The following is a 20,077-nucleotide window of genomic DNA, read 5'->3' on the forward strand; positions in this document are numbered from 1 at the left end:
TATAGTTTGATTTCATATCGTAAATATCTGGAATTTAAATTTAATGAGAAAGAGACGGTCAAAAATATTACAAACCATGTGGAAATGATCCTGGAGGAGAGTGGTATACAAGAGGGCGTCATCATTATATCTGTGCAGCATACGACGGCGTCTATTTTTATTAATGATGATGAAGAAGGCCTGATAGAGGATACGCTGGAATTTTTAGATTCCTTGATTCCAGACTGCAAAGTTCCATGTTATCGTCATAACCAAAGTGAAAAAGATGCCCCTGCACATTTAAAGCGAAACTTTATGGGACGCAGTGAAATAATCTCAGTGACGGAGGGGCAGATGGACCTGGGAAATTGGGAACAGATTTTTTATGCAGATTTTTACGGAACACGCAAGAAAAAAATCTGTGTGAAGGTTATGGGAGAATAAGATAGCCTTGCCGCAGGAGGATGCTCTTTACAGATAGCGTGGAGCGGGAAAGTGCGAAAAGATAGTTTTTGTATAGGTATATTTTTATAGATAGAATGTTAGAAAGCAGCAATTGAAACAAATTGCTGCTTTCTTTATTTGCAACAAAAACAAGGATACGAAAATAGAAAAAGTTGGAAAATTTATAGGTAGAAAAAAAGAGGCCAGAATAGAGCACTATGTAAAATGTTTTAGAGATTTTTTGGGGAATATAGAAAGAAACTGTACGGATTGCCCTAAAATAATGATAATATTTGAGGCAGTCTGTATATAGTATCGTCAAAAAAACGAAAAAATACAAGAATTAGATGATTTGATTGTGCAAAAAAACAATGATATGATGTAGACAATTTCAGCCGGTTCGAAAAAAAATTAGGAAGAGAGGCGTAAGTTATGCGAGAAAATTTTGATGTGGTAGTTATCGGCGGCGGAACCACAGGAACAGGCGTTATACGTGACCTGGTACTGCGTGGTTTTACAAACTCCCTGCTTCTGGAGAGGGATGACCTGGCTGCCGGAACTTCAGGCGGATGTCATTCTGCGCTGCATGGAGGTTCCCGTTACGTGGTGTCTGATATTCAGACGGCAAGAGAATGTCTGCAGGAAAATCAAGTATACCGCAAGATCGTGCCCCAGGTAGTGGATCCGACAGATGCCATCTGGGTGGCAAAAACAGATGAGCAGATGGAATTTGCACAAAAATGGATGAAAAATGCAGATGATATCGGACTTCCCTATGAAGTTATTTCTGTAGAAGAGGCAATCAGTGAGGAACCCCTTTTGACAAAGGATATCCGGTTCGCGCTCCGTACGATCGACACAGGATTTGATCCATTTAGATTGTGTATCGCGCAGGCATATGACGCAAAGAAAAAAGGCGCGCAGATCCGTACACATCATGAAGTGATCGGGGCGCTGATGGAAGAAAATCGGGTCGTAGGGTTACGAGTATTAGATAAAACAGAAAACAGGATTTATGAAGTGTATGCAAAATTAGTTATTAATGCGGCGGGACCATGGTGTTCACAGATCACAGAGATGGCAGGTTTTGCTATACCGATGAAACCAAATAAAGGTTCTACCGGAATCTATAGTATGCGTCCGACTAAGACATTGATCGGAATCTTACGTACTCCGGCGGATGGCGACGGCTTGGTGAGTCAGGGCTTCCAGAATACGGCGCTTCTTGGAACTTCTTCTGTAGACGTAGAGGATCCGGATGATGCAGATCCAGGAATGGACGAAATCAAGATTATGGAAGATTCCGTAGCAGAGATCATTCCAGAACTGAGGGAAGCAAGAATGCTCAGACTCTGTACCGGTGTACGTCCGCTCTACACAACAGGCGAGGAGACAGGAAGAAATATCAGCCGTGGAATGTTCCTTCTGGACCATGAAGAAATGGAAGGGATATCCGGTATGATCACCATTACCGGAGGAAAATATGCGACAGCCCGTCTGATGGCAGAAGTTGCGGTCGATATGGCCTGTGAAAAACTGGTAGGCAAAGTACTGCCATGTACGTCGGATAAAGAATTGATCTATGGCGCTACAACGAAAGAAGAAGCAGAAAAAGAAGCCCAGGAGATCCATGAGAAATATCATATCTCCCGGTATGCGGCACATAAATTTACCGCACGTTATGGTGAATTTGCAAAAGCTATTTTAGAGAAATATCCGGAACAGGCATATGTGATCGACGATGCAGTACAGATGATCGGCTCTGAAGTATGTTATTCCTTCCAAGAAGAAGACGTGGAGAATTTCAAAGATCTGCGCCGCCGGACTCGGATTGGAATGGGGCAGGAACAAGGAACATTCTCTATTTATAAAGCAGGCGGTATTGCGCAGCAGGCACTCGATATGACACCGGCTCAGGCAGAAGAATGTGTGCTTGGTTATGTACAGGAAAGATGGAAAGGAATCTATTTTGCGGCACAGTATGGAGACCAGCTTCCACTGTCAGAACTGATGCAGGAAATGTATGTAGGCTTAGGCAGTTATGACGTATTAAGTTTAGAATAAGGAGGGCAAATCATGAATACGAATAAGACTGATGTGCTTGTGATCGGCGGGGGAACTGCAGCCTGCGTTGCTGCAGATGCAGCTTTACAGGCCGGAAAACATGTGACGATGGTTTTCCCAAACGGAGGAAGCAGTGAGATTTCTGCCGGAGCTATAGATATTATGGGCGTAATACCAGGAGAGACTCCTTCCATCTGCCCGTCATATAAAGAAGGGATCAAAAAGCTTCTTGAAAAATATCCGGATCATGTATATGCCAAATGTAAAGAGGAATTAGACGCAGGGACAGAAGCACTGCTTTCTCTTGCGCAGGCAGGCGGCTATACATTGAAAGGGTTCGATGGAAAAAATGCCTGGATACCAAATATGATGGGAACATTTTCCGTCAATGCGTATGTTCCTTCTATGGCGTATGATGGGGCAGTTGTTCCCGGAAAACAGGATAGGATCCTGGTCGTAGGCGTGAAAGGAAATGTAGCGTTTAACGCGCAGGCAGCGGCAATGTCTTACCAGCAGTATCAGAAGAAATTAGGCGGAAAAGCAACCTATTTTTCCACAGAGATCCAGATCAAAGGCTGGGGAGACAGAAGAAAAATAAGTGATGGGGAACTGGCGGATTATCTGGATACAGAAGCAGGAAAGGAAGAGTTGGTTTCTTTGATCAAAACCTTCTGTATGAACAATAGATACGCTTTTGATACTATCTTGTTCCCACCTGTATTGGGATATCTCCATTATAATGAGATTTTGGCAGATTTAAAGGCAGCGTGTGGCTGCAAAATCGCAGAGGTAGCTGCTCTTGGAAATTCTGTTGTCGGTTATCGCTTTACACGTGCCTTGTATAGAGGATTGGAACAAAAAGGTGCAAAACTGCTGCGTGGTTCCTCTGTAAAGAAAATAGAGGCGGCAGATGACAAAGTAAAAGTAGAGTATGTAAGTGGATTGACAGATCAGTATCATCCCGGTCATACAGAGATAGCAGAAGTTCCTGCTGTAGTCCTGGCAACCGGCGGTTTCGTGGGCGGCGGGATCAAAGCGAGACATACAGAGGTGTGGGTAGAACTTCTGGAGCAGCATTTGGGAAAAGTAACGACAGAGCAGCTGGACAGAGATGCCGTACATCCTGCCGGACAGGAGTTCATGCGAATGGGCGTACAGGTAAAAGAGGATATGTCTGTATGTGATACAAAATATAATGGACGCGTTTTTGCATGCGGAGATGTTCTTGGAGGACAAAATTTCGCAAGTGAGAGAAGCGGAGCCGGAATCGCTGCCGCATCGGCTTATCTGGCTGGTAAAAACGCGGCTGCAAAAATATAAAGAAATGGGGGAAAGGCAATGGCAACACAAGAATTTTCGAAATTGTATTACAGAACATCCAACTGTCTGACAAGTGATATTATTGCGGATTTTGCCCCGGTCAGCCGTGTGCTGGGTGTAGATACTTCCACCGGTATGGGGGCAGTATTCACAGCCATGGGTACCCGTTTTGACATGCAGTATGTGGCGAAAGAAGCATTTATGGCGACAGACAGCTATGAATCCGATACAAGGAGTATTGACGATACGCCAGTGGCAGAAGTGATGCGTTATGTCCGCAGTGAGATCATTGCGGGAGATAAGGTTCCAGAGAAATATAAGGCATTTGTGGATAAAGTTTTGCAGGGGGAGTGTGTATACGCACAGTATAAAGAATACAGAGCAGGAGCAGAAGAAGCGGAGGTGCTTTTCCTGATCAGTCCGGCTTCTTTCCATGCAGAGCAGACAGCCGCACAGTTTGCCGCAGTTTGTGAAAAGATAGGGAAGTGTGCATATTGCACCAATGAATATAAAGATTGTGGATATCTTCTATTGACATTGGCACAGACAGAGGAGGCCAATAACTATGCAGAAAGCATAAAAGAAAAATTGACAAAATATACCTGTATCGTAACAGATGACAGTTTTGTATTGGATGCACTTCTGATTCAATTCCCGGAACTGGCAGATAAAATAAAATTTATAGATACATTTTTGGCAGAAAACGGAATCCAGGCACCCGGTACAGATAAAGTGGTCCTTCATGAAAGCGGGATCATACAAAGACTGTATCCTACAAGAAAGGTGGAGTATCAGATTCTGTTTCCAAACGCAGAGGTGATCTTACCAAAGAGAAGCGGCTATGATGTGACAGACTCTTCTCTTGCCGGAGGGCTGGGACTTGCAGAACCAGAAAATCTTCCGGTGATCGCAGGACGCAGGATGATGGATTTAAGCGAACCTGCGCATGATGTGATCGTGACGCCGTGTGCATGTGAGGCGGCAGGCCTAAACTGTGCGGAAAAGGAAAAGGTTTTGACGCTTCTAGAGTATATCAGCCAATAGAGTTGAGAACGTAAGAACGCATATATGTAACGGGACAGCAAAAATATTTCATAAAATAAGGAGGACAACAAAATGAAATATGATGAGAACATTTTTAAATTACCAGAGTCGATCGATAAAGAAAAGTACATCATCTGCACATACTTCTGTCAGGGATATACATCCGATCTGTTGAATCTGGTAGGTTCTATGGCTATCGAGCAGACGACAGGAACATGGGCACCGGTGCCTCTTGAGACACCGGAAGTAAGAAGACGCCACGGAGGAAAAGTTATTGCGGTACATGAAATCCCCTGTTACGAATTTGGTATGCCGGAAGCAGAGGGGAAGGAACGTATGGCAGTATTCCAGATTGCATTCCCATTTGAAAATATGGGGGCAAACCTTCCGCAGGTACTTACATCGGTGATCGGCAATATCTCAATGTCCGGAAAGCTAAAACTGATCGATATTGATTTCCCGAAGGTATTTACCGACGGTTTCAAAGGCCCAAGATTTGGGGTAGATGGGTTGAGAGAGATCACAGGGGTACCGAAACGGCCATTTATCGTCAGCATGATCAAACCGTGTACAGGTGCAACGCCAGAAAACGCAGGGAAACTGATCCGTGAACTGGCTATGGCAGGAATCGACTGGATCAAAGATGATGAGCTGTTCAGTGATACGGATTACTGCACGGTAGAGGCAAGAGCAAAGATTGCCGTAGATATTTTGAAAGATGTATATGAAAAGACTGGAAAACGTGTACTGTATTCTCCAAATATTACAGACAGACCGGACAGAATGCTGGATAAGGCAAAAATGTGCAAAGAACTTGGAATACCGGCGCTGATGATCAATACACTGACGGTGGGATGGCCTGCAATGCAGATGATCGCAGAAAATGATGAAGTGGGATTGCCGATCTTGGCACATCCGGCCTTTGCGGGAGCTATGTATGAATCTCACTATTCAGGAATCTCCAGCCATCTTGTACTTGGTAAATTTATGCGTATGAGCGGCGCGGATATCGTGATCTATCCATGCGCATACGGCAAAGTCAATATCCAGAGAGAAAGATATATACGTATCGCACAGTCTCTGCTGACAGACTTCCGTGGTATGAAACGTACCTTCCCGGGACCGGCAGCAGGCGTATATCAAGGTCTGATTCCGAATGTGGCAAATGATCTTGGTATGGACTTTTCTATTTCTGCAGGCGCTGCTATGCATGCACATCCAATGGGCGCGGCAGCGGGAGTAGAAAGTTTGATCAAAGCGGCAGATGCGACAGCAGAGGGAATCCCACTTGAGGAGGCTGCAAAAGACTGCGAGTCACTGAAAGTGGCGCTTGATCTTTGGGGAATCGGCGTACATCAGGATTTATTTGATTTAAAGAAGTAGGATAGTATGAAAAGAAAAACGGTGGATTTACATATACACAGCGAATATTCCAGTGATGGAACCTTTAGTGTGGAGAAGCTTTTTGAACAGGCACAAGAACATGGGATGGAAGCAATCGTGATTGCGGATCATGATACCTGGGAGGCGGTTCATGAAGCAAAAGAGCAGGCAAGGCGTACCGGGATCTTGACGATCCCGGCGCTGGAACTCTCCTGTATTGATGAAAATAGGATGGTACATATTTTAGGATATGGGATTGAGACAGAAAAAGAGCATAGCCTTTCCCGGCTGATCGAGAAGATACAAAAGTCCCGAATCGATATCCTTCCAAAGATCAAACGAAATCTGGAGGAGGAAGGGTTTTATGTAGACATGACACAGGTTGAAAAATTGGCATATCCGCATCCACCGGTGATCACTAATTTTGCAAATGCCATATTGCAGGATCCGCGTAACGACGGGGATCCAAGATTATCCGTATACAGACCGGGCGGGAGTAAAGCAGACAAACCTTATATCCGTTTTATCAAAGACTATCTGGTTGCAGGAAGAAAATGTTATGTTCCAGAATATATCGTGGATATTTACACAGGGATACGAGCAATCCGGGAAGCGGGAGGTATTCCGGTACTTGCCCATCCGGGAGAATGGTTTACAAAAAAAGATGAATGCAAGCTGCAGGCAATGACAGAGTGCGGACTGCAGGGAATGGAAGTATATACGCCGTATCATTCTGAAGAACAGGAAGAATATTTTAGACAGATTGCAGTAAAATACAGGTTATTCCAGACCGCGGGTTCTGATTATCATGACGAACAAAAGAAACCAGGTCATAAGATGGGCATGATCAAGGCAGCGGATAGGGAGATGTTTCGACGTCTGCAGCAGAGGATAGAAAAAGCCCATGGGGAAAAAGAAGGCATGCAACAAGGCAGACCCCACTATAAATTGTTAGCTGTAGATGTGGATGGAACATTGCTGGATGAGGAACATAGAATATCTGAAAAGAATATAGAGGCGATCAGAAAAATACAGGATGACGGCGTAAAAGTGATCTTGTTTTCCGGAAGAGGATACGAAGCGCTGAAAGAAATATTGGCAAAACTCGCACTAAAAGATGTGGTGGCCACACAGAATGGCAGTGTGATCTTAGACTGTACAGGACAAAAACGATTGAGAGAAGAACTGATCAGCGAAACAGACTGCAGAGAAATTTTAGCATACTGTAAAATACACGGCTTTGAACCGCTGCTTTATCAAAAAGGTGATGTTTATTCGAAGCTTAAGAGTAAGTATTTGCAGATATTTGAAAAATGCATGGATCAAAAAGTCATCTATACAGAGGATATAGAAGTTTGTTACAGCGGAGAACCTTTAGGGAAGATTTTAGTATTGGATGAACCGGAGCGGATCCGTTCTATAAAAATGTGGATCGATACACATTTTCAAGGCAGAGTGAGCGCCCAGCTAGCCTATGATTTTTCTCTTGAGATCGGAGGCAGTGATAAAGGCAGTGCGTTGAGATGGATTGCTAAGTATTATGAAATATCCCCAGATGAGATCATAGCAATCGGAGACGGAGAAAATGACAAGTATATGCTGCAATATGCAGGTTTGGGCGTTGCTATGGGAAATGCTATGGAAAGTGTGAAAAATTGCGCGGATAAGATCACGTTGTCAAACAAGGAAAGCGGAGTGGCATTTGCCATTGAAACATTTATGTAAATGAACAGCGAGGAAAAATGAACGCTGATAAAAAATGAGGTGGTGAAATGGTTTACGAAGGAACAGCCGTTTCTGACGGAGCAGCGATCGGGAATGTGTTCCAATACAGACCTTGCGGACGGAGCGTGGAAGAATCGTTCATAGAAGCGGGAAAGGTCGAAGAAAGCATCCAGGCCTATCGTGAAGTATTAAAGAAAGCAGAGGCAGAGCTGCAGATACTGGCAGAAGATAAGGAATTAGAAGAAGAACAAAGAAAGATCTTTCAGGCCCACATAGACATCGTGCAGGATGAGGCGATGGGAGAGGAGATTGAAGAAGAAATAAGAGAAAATCTTTTTTCACCGGAATATGCGGTCCAGACAGTCTATGCCAGATACATCGCAGTTATTTCTAAAGCAAAAGATGCGCTGATCCGGGAACGTGCGGCGGATCTAAAAGATGTAAGTCTGCGTATGATCCGGTTGTTGTCAGGAAAAGAAGAAAATGGATTGGCCTCTCTTCCGGGAGATGTGATCTTGATCGCTCATGACTTGCTTCCTTCCGATACGGCGGCGATGCAAAAAGAGCATGTACTTGCCATTGTAACAGAAATAGGGGGCTATACCTCTCATATGGCGATCCTTGCGAGAAATTATGGGATACCGGCAGTATTAGGCGTGCCGGATATTCTCATACATACAGAAAATGGAGAGAAGATCGCTGTGGACGCACATGCAGGGAAAGTGCTGACAAATCTGACACAGGCTCAGGAGAAGCAGTACCAAGTAATGCGGGATGAATATTTAAAAAAGAAAAATGATATGAAGCAGTATATAGGCGTTGAACCGGTGACTGCAGACGGAACAAAGATAGAAGTATGTTTAAATATAGGATCCGCAGACAAAAATGAACTGGAATTAGAAAAGTATACAGACGGTGTAGGACTATTCCGCACGGAATTTTTGTATATGAGTAAGAAGAAGCTGCCGACAGAAGAAGAACAATTTGCGGTGTATAAAAAAGTGGCAGAAATATTTGGGGAAAGACCGGTAGTTATCCGTACATTGGATATTGGCGGAGATAAAAAGCTAGACTATCTGGAACTGCCGCAGGAAGACAATCCGTTCTTAGGTTTGCGCGCACTGCGTCTTTGCTTTGAGATGAAACCAATCTTTAAGACACAGCTTCGGGCAATCTTGCGGGCAGGATATTATGGAAATATATGGATCATGTTCCCGATGGTAGGCAGTATAGGCGATATCCGTTTTGCCAAGGAGATTGTACAGGAAGTGCGTGCTGAATTGGAAGAGGAGAAGATTCCTTACGGGAGGCATGTAAAGGTAGGGATCATGGTGGAGATTCCATCGATTGCGTTAATGGCAGATATTGCGGCTTCTGAAGTGGATTTCGCGAGTATCGGGACAAATGACCTATGTCAGTATCTAATGGCGGTGGATCGCTTGAATCCCAGTGTGGCAAAATATTATCAAAGCTTCCATCCGGCCATGTTCAGATTGATCAAACAGATCGTAGAAGCATTTACCAGACAAGGAAAACCGGTAAGTGTGTGCGGAGAGATGGGAGGAAATCCACAGGCTGTAGCCCTTCTTGCAGGATTAGGTATTCGGAAATTTAGTATGAACGCGTCTTCCATAGCTTCAGTCAAGAAGATGATTTCGCAATTGAATATCTGTAAAGCGCAGAGGATGTCGCGGACAGTATTGGAATTATCTACAGCTGTGCAGGTGGAAAATTATCTGAACAGTGAGTTTTTAGAGTAAGGCATGAAAAGGAGCAAAGACCATGTATGCAAAACAAGTAAAGATTGAAAACGAGACAGGGCTGCATGCCCGCCCGGCTTCAGATTTCGTAAATCTGGCAAAGAATTATGCAAGTAAGATCACGATCCAGAATATGGATGAAGAAGACAGCTGTAAAGCAAACGCAAAGTCTATTGTTATGCTGATCGCGCAGGGCTTGTGCAAAGGGACGACAGTAGAGATCAGCGCAGAGGGAGAAGATGAACAGGCGGCAGTGGAAGACCTGGTAGCTTTGATCAAAACAAAATTTGGAGAAGAGTAAAGGAGGAAGCGATGGAAACGATAGGTCTATATACGAATCAGACATTGCTGCTGACCGGAGCAGAGGCGAAAAACGAAGAAGAAATCATTCGTCTGCTTGCCGGTAAGGCACTGGAACAAGGATTGATCGAACCGGAATTTATCACGGCAGTCCTGGCAAGAGAAAAAGAATATCCAACGGGGCTTCCTACCGCTGTTCCTATTGCGATTCCGCACATTCATGACGGATGCTTGAAATCTTTCTTTTCTATGGCTGTTTTGAAAGAACCTGTATCTTTTAAGTGTATGGGAGATCCGGATGAGACAGTGGATGCACCGCTTGTATTTTTATTTGGCATCACAGATCCAAGTTACCAGACAGCTGTGCTGAAAAAGTTCAGTACGATCTTCCAAGATGAAGAAGTACTCCAAAGGCTAAAAGATATGACAGACCCTGAAGAATTGATGCACCAGATGAAAGAATTGCTGGATACGTACCTGGTGACAGAATAAAAGAAAATAAAAAATAGGAGGAAACGATACATGAAAACAAAAATCAAAATGGCTGTAGCATGCGGAGGCGGGATTTTTACAACAACAGTCGTGACAGACAAGATCAAAGAAATTTTGAAAAAAGAGAAAATTGCATTTTCTATTACGCCGCATAAGATTACAGAAGTACCAAATTTGGAAGGATATGATCTGATCGTTGTTACAGGTAAGACAAATGCGCAGAACAAGGCAGGCGCTCCGGTTATGTTAGGACTTCCATTATTTACAGGCGTAGGAGCAGATCAGTTTACGGAAGAGCTGTTGGCAGAGATCAGAAGAATCATGGCAGAGTAAAGATACGATCAGAAAAAATAGTTGAGAGAAATGAGAAGGAGGTAACAACATATGCAAATATTAATAGATTTGGGAAATACCCTCAATAATGTGATGGGGATTTTTGGCAGTACGATCATCGTGCCGATCATTATTTTTATCATCAGTATGTGTATGCGGGTGGGCGTGAAAAAATCCTTCCAAGGTGCGATCTATATGGCGGTCGGCCTGACGTTGTTTAATGCAGTTTTAGGAGTGCTCATGACTGCAATCACACCTTATGTAACAGCAATGGCCGATACGGTTGGTATTTCTCTGCCTTATATTGATATCGGATGGCAGGGCGCATCTGTCGTTGTATATTCGAACACATTAGGATATATTTATCTTGTACTTGGTCTGGGATTAAATCTGCTTTTATTCGGTCTGAAGATCGTAGATACTTTCCAGCCAACAGATATATGGAATTATTATCAGTTTGTATTTTGGGCAGTGATCGTGCAGTTTACAACAGGAAGTTTTGCATTGGGTGTTGCAGCTGCGGTTATGTGTAACTTGGTTGTTCTTTTGATCGCAGATATCATCGCACCGTCCCTCCAAGAATTCAACGGATATGACAACTTGACTTTGACAAGTGTTCCACAGGGAGGCGCCCCCTTTGCTATGATCGTAAGATGGATTGTAATGAAATTAAAGATCAAAACAAAACCAGTAAGTGCAGAAAGTCTGCAGGATAAATTTGGATTCTGGGGCGAACCTTTGATCATCGGCCTGATCGTAGGAGTCCTGATCACAGTTTTAGGTTCTTTGACAGGGCTTACAGACATAACGACTTGGTCTGGTATCCTGACAACTGCTATCACTATCGCCGGTGTTATGGTGATCTATCCATCGGTATCCGGTTTGTTTGTAAAAGGGCTCATTCCTTTAAGTCAGTCTATGCAGGCTAGAGCACAGTCAGGAAAATCTAATCGGAAATTCTTCCACGTAGCAATGGATCCGGCAGTTTTCTTTGGAAATGGGGACAACATGGCAGCAGCGTTGATCTTGATCCCAATCGTATTTTTTACATCTTTGATCATGCCGGGAAATGAGATCCTGATGCTGGCAGATATCCCGGCTATGGCATTTATGACGGCAGGTCTGATCTGTGTATTTAGAGGGGATATTTTAATGACCGTTATATCTGGAACAATCTGGTTTAATATTGCCAATGTTTTAAATTCTGACGTATGCGCGGCATTTACCAAAGCAGCTGAATCAGCAGGGGTTGCTTCTCAGATGGACTCTGTGGCAAATGCATTTTCACAAGGACTTGGGATCGCGTCATGGACGGTAGGGACCAATCCGGTATTGTACCTTGTGTATAAAGCTTTTTCCGCAGAAGGAGCTATGCGTATTATAGGAATCGCGCTGGTTGTTGCGGCATATCTCTTGATCTACTTCTCCTTTAGAAGAAATAAGAGAAAATGGTGGATGGCAGCCGGAGCAAGTGAAGAATATCTTCAGGAAAGAGGCTATATTGAATAGACGATAAAGGACAGGCAGAAGGTATATACCTATTCGGACATCCTGAGCACATGCCTTAGAGGCTGGCTTTGTACGACAAGGTATACTTTCTGCCTGTTTGCAAAGCGCAGAATAGGTATTTTAACAGGGAAGAAAATGAGAGGGGAACGAGCTTATTTTCTGTTGGCTTTGTACAGCGAAAATGGTATAATATCTGATACGTTTTCATATACTGAGGGGTAACGGTAAATCGGGTATGCAGATACGGCAGTTAGAATATTAAAGGCGGTGTGAAAAATGGCGGACAGATTCTTTCAGGGATATGTGTATCAGTTGCAGAACAGTATCTCAAGAACCTTTGGGGTGATCGACAACAGGGAGATTATTTCATGCAGCAATCAAGAATTGATCGGACAAAAAAACACGTTCAGTTTGATGAACAGGTCAAATGAAGAAAAGAAATGTTTTGTTGAAGGGAAAAATACGTATCGGATCTTTTATGAAAACCGTGTTATAAGGTTTGCTGTTTTTGTTGAAGGGATAGATCAGAAAGCAGAGGATTACGCAACGATTTTGTCCGTTTGTTTTACCGGGATGAAGTCTTATTTTGAAGAAAAATATAATCAACAGTTATTTTATAAAAATTTGTTTCTGGAAAATATCCTTTCCGAAGATGTAAATGTCCGGGCTAATATGCTTAAGATTCCGCTTTTGAGGCCACGGGTGGTATATCTTCTCCGATTCTGTCATATAGACCCGCAATGGGAATGGAACAGCCTTTTTCAGGATATGGAAGAACAAGGGAAATACGAGGCTTTTGCCATGACAGAAACGGATGTGATCTTGATCGTGGAAGTGCGGGCGAATACTTCTAGAGAAGAACTGGAGAAAATGGGGAAATATTTCCAGGAAAAAGCAGAAGCTCTGTTTGCGTCCACACCGGTGGTGGGAATCGGGAATATCGTGTCGGATATCCGAAAACTAAAAGAATCCTATAAAGAATCTCTGTATGTTTTGGCGCTTTTATATTTGTTTCAGGATGAAACAACAGTTCTGCAGTATAATCATCTGGGGATCAATCGTTTGATCTATCAGCTCCCTTTGCCATTATGCGAACGATATTTAAATGAAGTCTTCATAAAAGGTGGGTTTGACTCTTTGGATGAAGAGACGCTGGATACTGTAAATTGTTTTTTTGAAAATGATCTGAATGTCTCGGAGACGGCAAGGCAGTTGTTTATACATAGAAATACACTGATGTACAGATTGGAAAAAATAAGAAAATTGACGGGACTTGACATACGGGTGTTTGATGAGGCGATCATATTTAAGCTGGCAATGGTGATACACAGACATGTGAAACATAAAGAATGATTTTTGACATTTTTTACAGAGTGTGCTAGAATAAAAACGCTTACAAGGTGTGAATGACTGAGAATGCATTTACACCTTTTTTTCTGCGGTGAAAAGGATAAATGGGTAAGAAAGTATAGAGATACAGAAAGGAGCTTTGTTTTGCTTACAATCAGTAATTATGTGAAGCCAAAGACCCTGGAGGAGGCATATGAGCTGAATCAGGCGAGAAACAGCCGTGTAATGGGCGGGATGATGTGGATGCGTCTGGGAAACGCGAAGGTTAAGACGATCATAGACTTATCCGGACTTGGACTGGACAAAATAGAGGAAACGGATCATGTTTTTAGGATCGGAGCCATGTGTACGCTGCGTCAGTTAGAAGAATGTGAAGGATTAAAGGAAATGTACGGGGACGGAATCGCCGAATCTGTCCGTCATATCGTTGGCGTGCAGTTTAGAAATCAGGCCACGGTGGGAGGCAGTATTTATGGCAGATACGGTTTTTCGGACGTGTTGACCGCACTGCTTGCGTTAGATACTTTTGTAGAACTATATGACGGTGGGACGATCCGCCTTTCCGAATTTGTAAACAGGAAAAAAGATAAGGATATTCTTATTTCCGTTATCATTCGGAAAAGTAAGAGGAAATTTCATTATGAGTCGGTCAGGCAGACAAAAACAGATTTTCCTGTATTGGCATGCGCGGTGGTAACAGGAATCGTAAATGGACAGGAATCCTGGTATTTTTCGGTGGGAGCAAGGCCGATGAAAGCAGCTCTGATCGAGAAGCAGTGGGAAGTACCGAAGGATGCGGATAAAGAAACTCTTGCACACTTTGCCAGAGAAGCTGCCACATGTTTTGTATATGGTTCTAATATGCGTGGAAGCGCTGCTTATCGCGAACATCTCGCGGAAGTGTTGATATGTCGCGCGATGCGGGCGATTTTAGCGGAGGAGTAGAGGATGGAAGTACAATTTATATTAAATGGAAAACAAGTGTCTGTGGAGGCAGATGGGGATACGATCCTTTTGGATGTATTAAGAAATCTGGGATGCCGGAGTGTAAAATGCGGATGCGAGACAACGAATTGCGGCCTGTGTACTGTATGGGTGGACGGAAAGTCCAGGCTTTCCTGTTCTATTCTGGCAGCGGCAGCAGATGGACATGAGATCACGACATTAGAAGGTGTAGAAAAAGAAGCGGAAGAGTTTGGGACATTTCTGGCAAATGAAGGGGCAGAACAATGCGGCTTTTGTTCACCGGGCTTTATCATGAATGTACTTGCGATGTTTCGGGAATTGAACAATCCTTCTATAGAAGAGATTAAGGAATATCTTTCTGGTAATCTGTGCAGGTGCACCGGTTATATGGGACAGCTGCGGGCAATCCAGAAATATATGGAACATAAGAGAAAGGCAGAGGAGGTGAGTGCATGAGAGCGGTAAATCAGCCGATACCAAAAGTGGATCATAAAGCGCTCGTGACAGGCAAGGCAGTCTACACAAACGATTTGGCTCCCGCAGATTGTCTGATAGTAAAAATTGTCAGAAGTCCGCACGCACATGCGCTTATCAAAGAAATCGATACAGCGCGCGCATTGATAGTGCCGGGGATTGAGTGTGTCTTAACATATAAAGATTGCCCGGATAAGCGATTTACAATGGCAGGACAGACCTATCCGGAGCCAAGTCCGTATGACAGATTGATCTTAGATGAGCGGGTACGGTTCGTAGGAGATGCGGTAGCGATCGTGGCAGGCAACAGTGAAGAAGCAGTCCTAAAAGCGATGAAGCTGATAAAAGTCAAATATGAGGTGCTGGAACCGGTGCTGGATTTCAGAAAGGCAAAAGACAATCCGATCCTGGTACATCCAGAAGACAACTGGAAAAGTCTGTGTCCGGTCGGAGCGGATAATCAAAGGAATCTTTGCGCGCATGAAGTCAGTGAAGATGGAGACATCGAAGCAGTTCTGCAATCTTGTGATCATGTGGTAGACAGGGTCTATCACACAAAGGCGAACCAGCAGGCGATGATGGAGACATTTCGGACATATACGTATATGGATACCTATGGGAGATTGAATATTGTTTCCTCCACACAGGTGCCTTTCCATATCCGCAGGATTTTGGCCAATGCACTGGATATACCGAAATCTAAAGTTCGTGTGATAAAACCTCGTATCGGCGGTGGTTTTGGCGCAAAGCAGACATCGGTATCAGAAGTATATCCGGCTCTTGTGACATGGAAGACAGGAAAGCCGGCGAAGATCGTCTATACGAGAGAAGAGTCACTGACCGCTTCCTCTCCGCGTCACGAAATGGAAATGCATGTCCGCCTGGGAGCGGATAAGGATGGAACGATAAGGGGAATCGATCTGTATACGTTGTCTAATACCGGAGCTTTTGGAGAACATGGACCGACAACAGTTGGTCTGTCGGGACATAAATCAATCCCTTTATATGGAAAAACGGAAGCGTTTCGTTTTACTTATGATGTAGTCTATACGAACGTCATGTCTGCCGGAGCATATCGAGGTTATGGTGCCACACAGGGGATTTTCGCGGTAGAATCGGCGGTCAATGAGATGGCAGATATACTGGGAATGGATCCGACAGTGCTCAGAGAAAAGAATATGGTGCGCGAAGGACAGACAATGCCGGCGTATTATGGAGAGCCGGCAAATAGCTGCGCACTGGACAGGTGCATGGAGCGTGCGAAGAAAATGATCGGCTGGGACGAAAAATATCCGTGCCGAGATATGGGCAACGGGAAAGTACGGGGTGTTGGTGTGGCTATGGCCATGCAGGGTTCCGGAATCTCCGCTGTGGATACGGCGTCTGTGGCGATCAAGGTGAATGATGATGGTTTTTACAGCCTTCTGATCGGAGCGACGGATATGGGAACCGGGTGTGATACGATCCTGGCGCAGATGGCAGCAGAATGTCTGGGGTGTGAAATGAAGGATATCGTGGTGCATGGCGTAGATACGGATTCTTCTCCTTATGACTGCGGTTCGTATGCGTCTAGTACGACGTATGTGACAGGGATGGCTGTGGTAAAGACTTGCGAGGCGCTGATTGAAAAGATATGTGCTCGTGGGGCGCAATATCTGAGCTGTAATATAGAGGATACAGAATTTGACGGCCAGTGCGTAAGAAATCTGAAAACAGGGGAAACGATCGCGCGCGCGGAGATAGGTAATCAAGTCATGTGTAACAATGGAGAAGCATTGTCGGCGAGTGAGGCATTTTCCTCTCCTATCTCTCCGCCGCCTTTTATGGTGGGGATGGCAGAAGTCGAGATTGATAAGGAGACCGGGAAAGTGGAGCCAATCGACTATGTGGCAGTGGTAGACTGCGGAACTGTGATCAATCCGAATCTGGCGCGTGTCCAGGTAGAGGGTGGAATCGCGCAAGGGATCGGAATGGCGTTGTACGAGGATATCGTTTATAATAAAAAAGGAAAAAATTATAGCAATTCCTTTATGCAGTATAAGATTCCAAGTCGGCTGGACGTGGGTGATATCCGTGTAGAGTTTGAGAGTAGTTATGAGCCGACAGGGCCATTTGGAGCAAAGTCTATCGGTGAGATCGTGATCAATACGCCGTCGCCTGCAATCTCCAACGCGATCCAAAATGCCGTCGGTGTGATCGAACGAGAGCTGCCTATTACGGCAGAGAAAGTATACTGGAAGATGCAGGAGTAATAAGAGTCTTATGAAGATTGTACAGCTGCAGATGCATGTCTATGAAGAAAAAGAAAAGAATCTTGCTCAGCTGGGAGAATATTTGAAGAGGACAGCACATGAGCAGGCGGACATAGTGACTGTGGGAGAAATGTTCACGTGTCCCTATCAGACGGAAAAATTTCCGCTGTATGCAGAAAGAGAAGGCGAAAAGAGCTGGAAAATATGCAGTGAACTGGCGCGTATGTATGGGGTGTATCTCTGTGCTGGTTCGATGCCGGAGGTGGATGAGAACGGCAAAATATATAATACGGCGTATGTGTTTGACAGAAAAGGGGAACAGATCGCAAAACACCGCAAAGCGCATCTTTTTGATATAGATATAGAAAATGGACAATATTTTAAAGAGTCAGAGACATTGACAGCCGGAGATTCCAGCACGGTCTTTGAGACAGAATTTGGAAAAATGGGCGTGTGTATCTGTTTTGATCTTCGTTTTCCTGAACTGAGCAGAATGATGGTAGAACAGGGAGCCAAGATGATCCTTGTCCCGGCAGCTTTTAATATGACGACAGGTCCTGCACATTGGGAGATTCTGTTTCGCAGCAGGGCATTGGATAATCAATGTTTTGTAGCTGGCACATCGAGCGCCAGAGATAGAGAGGCAGGATATGTGGCTTGGGGGCACAGTCTTTTGGTTTCCCCATGGGGAGATATTATAGAAGAGATGGAGGAAAAAGAAGGATACATCAGCAATGAAATTAATCTGGACTATGTAGAAAAGATCCGTAAGGAACTGCCTCTTTTAAAAGCACGGCGTCAGGACATATACAGCGGAGAAGTGTAGTTGGAATATTGTCAAATTTCCTAATAGCCATAGAGTCTGCAATATGTTAGAATATATGCAGGGGATAAATGAGATTGTTTTGCATACAGCAGAGGTGTAGTATGATAGAAAAAGAAGATGTAAAATTGTTAAGAGAATTAATGGCAGATGTGATCCGGGAACAAGTGCCGCAGATCATCCAGGAGCAGGTGCCGCAGATCATTCAGGAGCAGGTGCCAAGGATGATTGATGAAAGGCTTGCTAAAACAGAAGATTTCCTTCTTGATGAGATCGGACGGACGCAGACATATCTGGAAAGGAAGATCGACAGGATCGCGGCAGATGTAGAAGAGCTGAAAGCTGTGTACAGAATTAACCGTTTGGAAAGTGATACAGTGAATCTGCTTATGAGAAATGTAAGAGAGTTAGACAGAAGAGTTTCCGCCGTAGAAAGTAAAATGGCATTGTAAAAATATGTAGATTCTTTGAATCAATAAAAGTGCAGATTGGAAAGTTATTATTTAAGGGCAGGCTGTTAAAAGTCTGCCCGTTTTGTTTGGGAAAAATCAGAAATACAAGTTAAGATTTCTGACTGATGTAACGATAGACAGTGGATTCGGATAACTTTAACTGGCGTGCTATTTCAGAAATGGCGCCTTTCATGCGCGGAATCCCCTGGTCTGCGAGAAGCCATACAATCTCCATTTTTTCTTTGCGTGTCATTCTATCCGGCGGAATATGAGAATCTGCAATTGTTTTGGCAATGATGGATTCCGCAAAGGAAACAATGGGAACATCCAGATTTTCTTCTACGGACGGCGTTATACTTGAGGCATCCTCCATTGTGAATACGGCGCCTCCTATATGCAGTGTCTCAATAAACTGCTACGTTGATTTTATGAAGCTGTGTATAGCAGAGGTATTTGTGTTCAGACAGAGCATACCTATCAATTTCCCGTGATTCTTTATATAAAAAGTAGAGGCGATAAATTCTTTGCCTTTGGCTTTCGCCTTATAGTTGACAAGATAATCTTTTGTTTCATACTCTCTATTATTCTTTACCTGAAAAGCGAAATCTGTCAAAGAACTGCCAATCGTTCTACCGGAATGAAAACCATGTTCGATAGCCACGATAGAGTGTTCAGGACAAGATACATCGTGTAATACGACTTCTGTATTCTCTCCTAATACTTCTCCAAGAAAATATACAAATGGAATAAAGAGAGATAAAACCTCTTGGTCAGTCATTTTGCGTAATCCTTCCTTTTACTTATTTATTTTTATTATACATTTTTCACAAAAATAAGTCAATGAAATTGACGTATTAGTAAAAAATTATTTTTTTAATAAAAATTTATTGCTAAAACGAAAGGCGAGGTGTAAAGTAAGAACAGATAGTAAAGGAGATGAGGAGGTGAATGAAATGAAAGAAAAAATTGAGTCAAAAAAAGCGCCTGCTGCAATCGGACCCTATTCGCAGGCAGTGATGGACGGAGGAGTTATATTTGTTTCCGGTCAGCTACCGATCGACCGTGAAACAGGAATTTTTCCATCAGAGGAAGTTGCTGCCCAGACAAGGAGGTCACTAGAAAATATAAGAATGATATTACAGGAAGCGGGATATGGAATGGATCGGATACTGAAAACTACTGTATATCTGCAGGATATGGAAGATTTTACAGAGATGAATGAGGTGTATCAAGAATTTTTTACAGAACCTTATCCGGCTCGTGCGGCGTTTCAGGTTGCAAAATTACCGAAAGGAGCAAAAGTAGAGATTGAAGCGGTAGCAAAATAATATTTGTGGTACAACGAAAATATGCAATAAGGAGAGCGGAGGAAATTTTTTTACATTGTATGGGAGATAAAGTCTCCAG

At 43.7% G+C, this 20,077-nt stretch carries 20 protein-coding genes; 18 read left to right on the forward strand and 2 right to left on the reverse strand.

Features of this window, described 5'->3' with window-relative positions:
- Positions 1-6 precede the first annotated feature (6 nt).
- The 17 genes from BN3282_RS00205 to BN3282_RS00290 all read left to right on the forward strand — a co-directional run bounded on the left by BN3282_RS00205 (position 7) and on the right by BN3282_RS00290 (position 18,670).
- On the forward strand, positions 7-423 hold the full coding sequence (locus BN3282_RS00205; RefSeq protein WP_059066149.1) for a secondary thiamine-phosphate synthase enzyme YjbQ: 417 nt from the start codon (positions 7-9) through the stop codon (positions 421-423).
- A gap of 432 nt (positions 424-855) precedes the next feature.
- On the forward strand, positions 856-2,487 hold the full coding sequence (locus BN3282_RS00215) for an FAD-dependent oxidoreductase (protein WP_059066151.1): 1,632 nt from the start codon (positions 856-858) through the stop codon (positions 2,485-2,487).
- A gap of 12 nt (positions 2,488-2,499) precedes the next feature.
- Positions 2,500-3,807 (forward strand): FAD-binding protein, encoded by a 1,308-nt coding sequence (locus tag BN3282_RS00220; protein ID WP_059066152.1) that lies wholly within the window; start codon positions 2,500-2,502, stop codon positions 3,805-3,807.
- A gap of 18 nt (positions 3,808-3,825) precedes the next feature.
- Complete coding sequence (locus tag BN3282_RS00225) at positions 3,826-4,851, forward strand: hypothetical protein (RefSeq protein WP_059066153.1); 1,026 nt, start codon at positions 3,826-3,828, stop codon at positions 4,849-4,851.
- A 72-nt stretch (positions 4,852-4,923) separates the two neighbouring features.
- Positions 4,924-6,234, forward strand: a complete 1,311-nt coding sequence (locus tag BN3282_RS00230; protein ID WP_059066154.1) for a RuBisCO large subunit C-terminal-like domain-containing protein — start codon at positions 4,924-4,926, stop codon at positions 6,232-6,234.
- 6 nt (positions 6,235-6,240) lie between these two features.
- On the forward strand, positions 6,241-7,959 hold the full coding sequence (locus BN3282_RS14485; protein ID WP_082667405.1) for a Cof-type HAD-IIB family hydrolase: 1,719 nt from the start codon (positions 6,241-6,243) through the stop codon (positions 7,957-7,959).
- Between the two features lie 47 nt (positions 7,960-8,006).
- Positions 8,007-9,719: a phosphoenolpyruvate--protein phosphotransferase gene (ptsP, locus tag BN3282_RS00240; RefSeq protein WP_059066155.1), complete on the forward strand. Its 1,713-nt coding sequence runs from the start codon at positions 8,007-8,009 to the stop codon at positions 9,717-9,719.
- Positions 9,720-9,741: 22 nt separating this feature from the next.
- On the forward strand, positions 9,742-10,020 hold the full coding sequence (locus BN3282_RS00245; RefSeq protein WP_059066156.1) for an HPr family phosphocarrier protein: 279 nt from the start codon (positions 9,742-9,744) through the stop codon (positions 10,018-10,020).
- 11 nt (positions 10,021-10,031) lie between these two features.
- Entirely contained in the window at positions 10,032-10,511 is a 480-nt protein-coding gene (locus BN3282_RS00250) for a PTS sugar transporter subunit IIA (protein ID WP_059066157.1), read from the forward strand.
- A gap of 30 nt (positions 10,512-10,541) precedes the next feature.
- The gene (locus tag BN3282_RS00255) at positions 10,542-10,844 is read left to right on the forward strand and encodes a PTS sugar transporter subunit IIB (RefSeq protein WP_059066158.1); all 303 of its coding nucleotides are present in this window, start codon (positions 10,542-10,544) and stop codon (positions 10,842-10,844) included.
- A 51-nt stretch (positions 10,845-10,895) separates the two neighbouring features.
- A complete protein-coding gene (locus BN3282_RS00260; RefSeq protein ID WP_059066159.1) occupies positions 10,896-12,353 on the forward strand; it encodes a PTS transporter subunit IIC in 1,458 nt (485 codons plus the stop codon).
- A gap of 276 nt (positions 12,354-12,629) precedes the next feature.
- The gene (locus BN3282_RS00265; RefSeq protein ID WP_059066160.1) at positions 12,630-13,706 is read left to right on the forward strand and encodes a PucR family transcriptional regulator; all 1,077 of its coding nucleotides are present in this window, start codon (positions 12,630-12,632) and stop codon (positions 13,704-13,706) included.
- Between the two features lie 141 nt (positions 13,707-13,847).
- Entirely contained in the window at positions 13,848-14,648 is an 801-nt protein-coding gene (locus BN3282_RS00270; protein ID WP_059066256.1) for an FAD binding domain-containing protein, read from the forward strand.
- A gap of 3 nt (positions 14,649-14,651) precedes the next feature.
- On the forward strand, positions 14,652-15,125 hold the full coding sequence (locus tag BN3282_RS00275; protein ID WP_059066161.1) for a (2Fe-2S)-binding protein: 474 nt from the start codon (positions 14,652-14,654) through the stop codon (positions 15,123-15,125).
- On the forward strand, positions 15,122-17,395 hold the full coding sequence (locus BN3282_RS00280; RefSeq protein WP_059066162.1) for a xanthine dehydrogenase family protein molybdopterin-binding subunit: 2,274 nt from the start codon (positions 15,122-15,124) through the stop codon (positions 17,393-17,395). Before BN3282_RS00275 ends, BN3282_RS00280 begins: the two co-directional genes overlap by 4 nt.
- Positions 17,396-17,405: 10 nt before the next feature.
- A complete protein-coding gene (locus BN3282_RS00285; RefSeq protein ID WP_059066163.1) occupies positions 17,406-18,221 on the forward strand; it encodes a carbon-nitrogen hydrolase family protein in 816 nt (271 codons plus the stop codon).
- A gap of 101 nt (positions 18,222-18,322) precedes the next feature.
- Entirely contained in the window at positions 18,323-18,670 is a 348-nt protein-coding gene (locus BN3282_RS00290) for a hypothetical protein (protein WP_059066164.1), read from the forward strand.
- A 109-nt stretch (positions 18,671-18,779) separates the two neighbouring features.
- On the opposite strand, the gene BN3282_RS00295 is transcribed toward BN3282_RS00290, so the two are convergent.
- Both BN3282_RS00295 and BN3282_RS00300 read right to left on the reverse strand, forming a co-directional pair.
- The gene (locus tag BN3282_RS00295; RefSeq protein ID WP_059066165.1) at positions 18,780-19,043 is read right to left on the reverse strand and encodes a helix-turn-helix domain-containing protein; all 264 of its coding nucleotides are present in this window, start codon (positions 19,041-19,043) and stop codon (positions 18,780-18,782) included.
- A 42-nt stretch (positions 19,044-19,085) separates the two neighbouring features.
- On the reverse strand, positions 19,086-19,448 hold the full coding sequence (locus tag BN3282_RS00300; RefSeq protein ID WP_059066166.1) for a PAS domain-containing protein: 363 nt from the start codon (positions 19,446-19,448) through the stop codon (positions 19,086-19,088).
- Positions 19,449-19,623: 175 nt separating this feature from the next.
- Here BN3282_RS00300 and BN3282_RS00305 point away from each other — a divergent pair, with 175 nt between their 5' ends.
- Positions 19,624-19,998 (forward strand): RidA family protein, encoded by a 375-nt coding sequence (locus BN3282_RS00305; RefSeq protein ID WP_059066167.1) that lies wholly within the window; start codon positions 19,624-19,626, stop codon positions 19,996-19,998.
- Positions 19,999-20,077: the final 79 nt, after the last annotated feature.

Source organism: Mediterraneibacter massiliensis, from assembly GCF_001487105.1.
Classification (GTDB): domain Bacteria; phylum Bacillota; class Clostridia; order Lachnospirales; family Lachnospiraceae; genus Mediterraneibacter; species Mediterraneibacter massiliensis.

What these genes read in the sequence shown, in the direction of transcription:
- BN3282_RS00215 (WP_059066151.1), top strand. Translation starts at nt 856, where the DNA reads ATGCGAGAAAATTTTGATGTGGTAGTTATCGGCGGCGGAACCACAGGA.
- BN3282_RS00220 (WP_059066152.1), top strand. Translation starts at nt 2,500, where the DNA reads ATGAATACGAATAAGACTGATGTGCTTGTGATCGGCGGGGGAACTGCA.
- BN3282_RS00225 (WP_059066153.1), top strand. Translation starts at nt 3,826, where the DNA reads ATGGCAACACAAGAATTTTCGAAATTGTATTACAGAACATCCAACTGT.
- BN3282_RS00230 (WP_059066154.1), top strand. Translation starts at nt 4,924, where the DNA reads ATGAAATATGATGAGAACATTTTTAAATTACCAGAGTCGATCGATAAA.
- BN3282_RS14485 (WP_082667405.1), top strand. Translation starts at nt 6,241, where the DNA reads ATGAAAAGAAAAACGGTGGATTTACATATACACAGCGAATATTCCAGT.
- ptsP (WP_059066155.1), top strand. Translation starts at nt 8,007, where the DNA reads ATGGTTTACGAAGGAACAGCCGTTTCTGACGGAGCAGCGATCGGGAAT.
- BN3282_RS00245 (WP_059066156.1), top strand. Translation starts at nt 9,742, where the DNA reads ATGTATGCAAAACAAGTAAAGATTGAAAACGAGACAGGGCTGCATGCC.
- BN3282_RS00250 (WP_059066157.1), top strand. Translation starts at nt 10,032, where the DNA reads ATGGAAACGATAGGTCTATATACGAATCAGACATTGCTGCTGACCGGA.
- BN3282_RS00255 (WP_059066158.1), top strand. Translation starts at nt 10,542, where the DNA reads ATGAAAACAAAAATCAAAATGGCTGTAGCATGCGGAGGCGGGATTTTT.
- BN3282_RS00260 (WP_059066159.1), top strand. Translation starts at nt 10,896, where the DNA reads ATGCAAATATTAATAGATTTGGGAAATACCCTCAATAATGTGATGGGG.
- BN3282_RS00265 (WP_059066160.1), top strand. Translation starts at nt 12,630, where the DNA reads ATGGCGGACAGATTCTTTCAGGGATATGTGTATCAGTTGCAGAACAGT.
- BN3282_RS00275 (WP_059066161.1), top strand. Translation starts at nt 14,652, where the DNA reads ATGGAAGTACAATTTATATTAAATGGAAAACAAGTGTCTGTGGAGGCA.
- BN3282_RS00280 (WP_059066162.1), top strand. Translation starts at nt 15,122, where the DNA reads ATGAGAGCGGTAAATCAGCCGATACCAAAAGTGGATCATAAAGCGCTC.
- BN3282_RS00285 (WP_059066163.1), top strand. Translation starts at nt 17,406, where the DNA reads ATGAAGATTGTACAGCTGCAGATGCATGTCTATGAAGAAAAAGAAAAG.
- BN3282_RS00290 (WP_059066164.1), top strand. Translation starts at nt 18,323, where the DNA reads ATGATAGAAAAAGAAGATGTAAAATTGTTAAGAGAATTAATGGCAGAT.
- BN3282_RS00295 (WP_059066165.1), bottom strand. Translation starts at nt 19,043, where the DNA reads ATGGAGGATGCCTCAAGTATAACGCCGTCCGTAGAAGAAAATCTGGAT.
- BN3282_RS00300 (WP_059066166.1), bottom strand. Translation starts at nt 19,448, where the DNA reads ATGACTGACCAAGAGGTTTTATCTCTCTTTATTCCATTTGTATATTTT.
- BN3282_RS00305 (WP_059066167.1), top strand. Translation starts at nt 19,624, where the DNA reads ATGAAAGAAAAAATTGAGTCAAAAAAAGCGCCTGCTGCAATCGGACCC.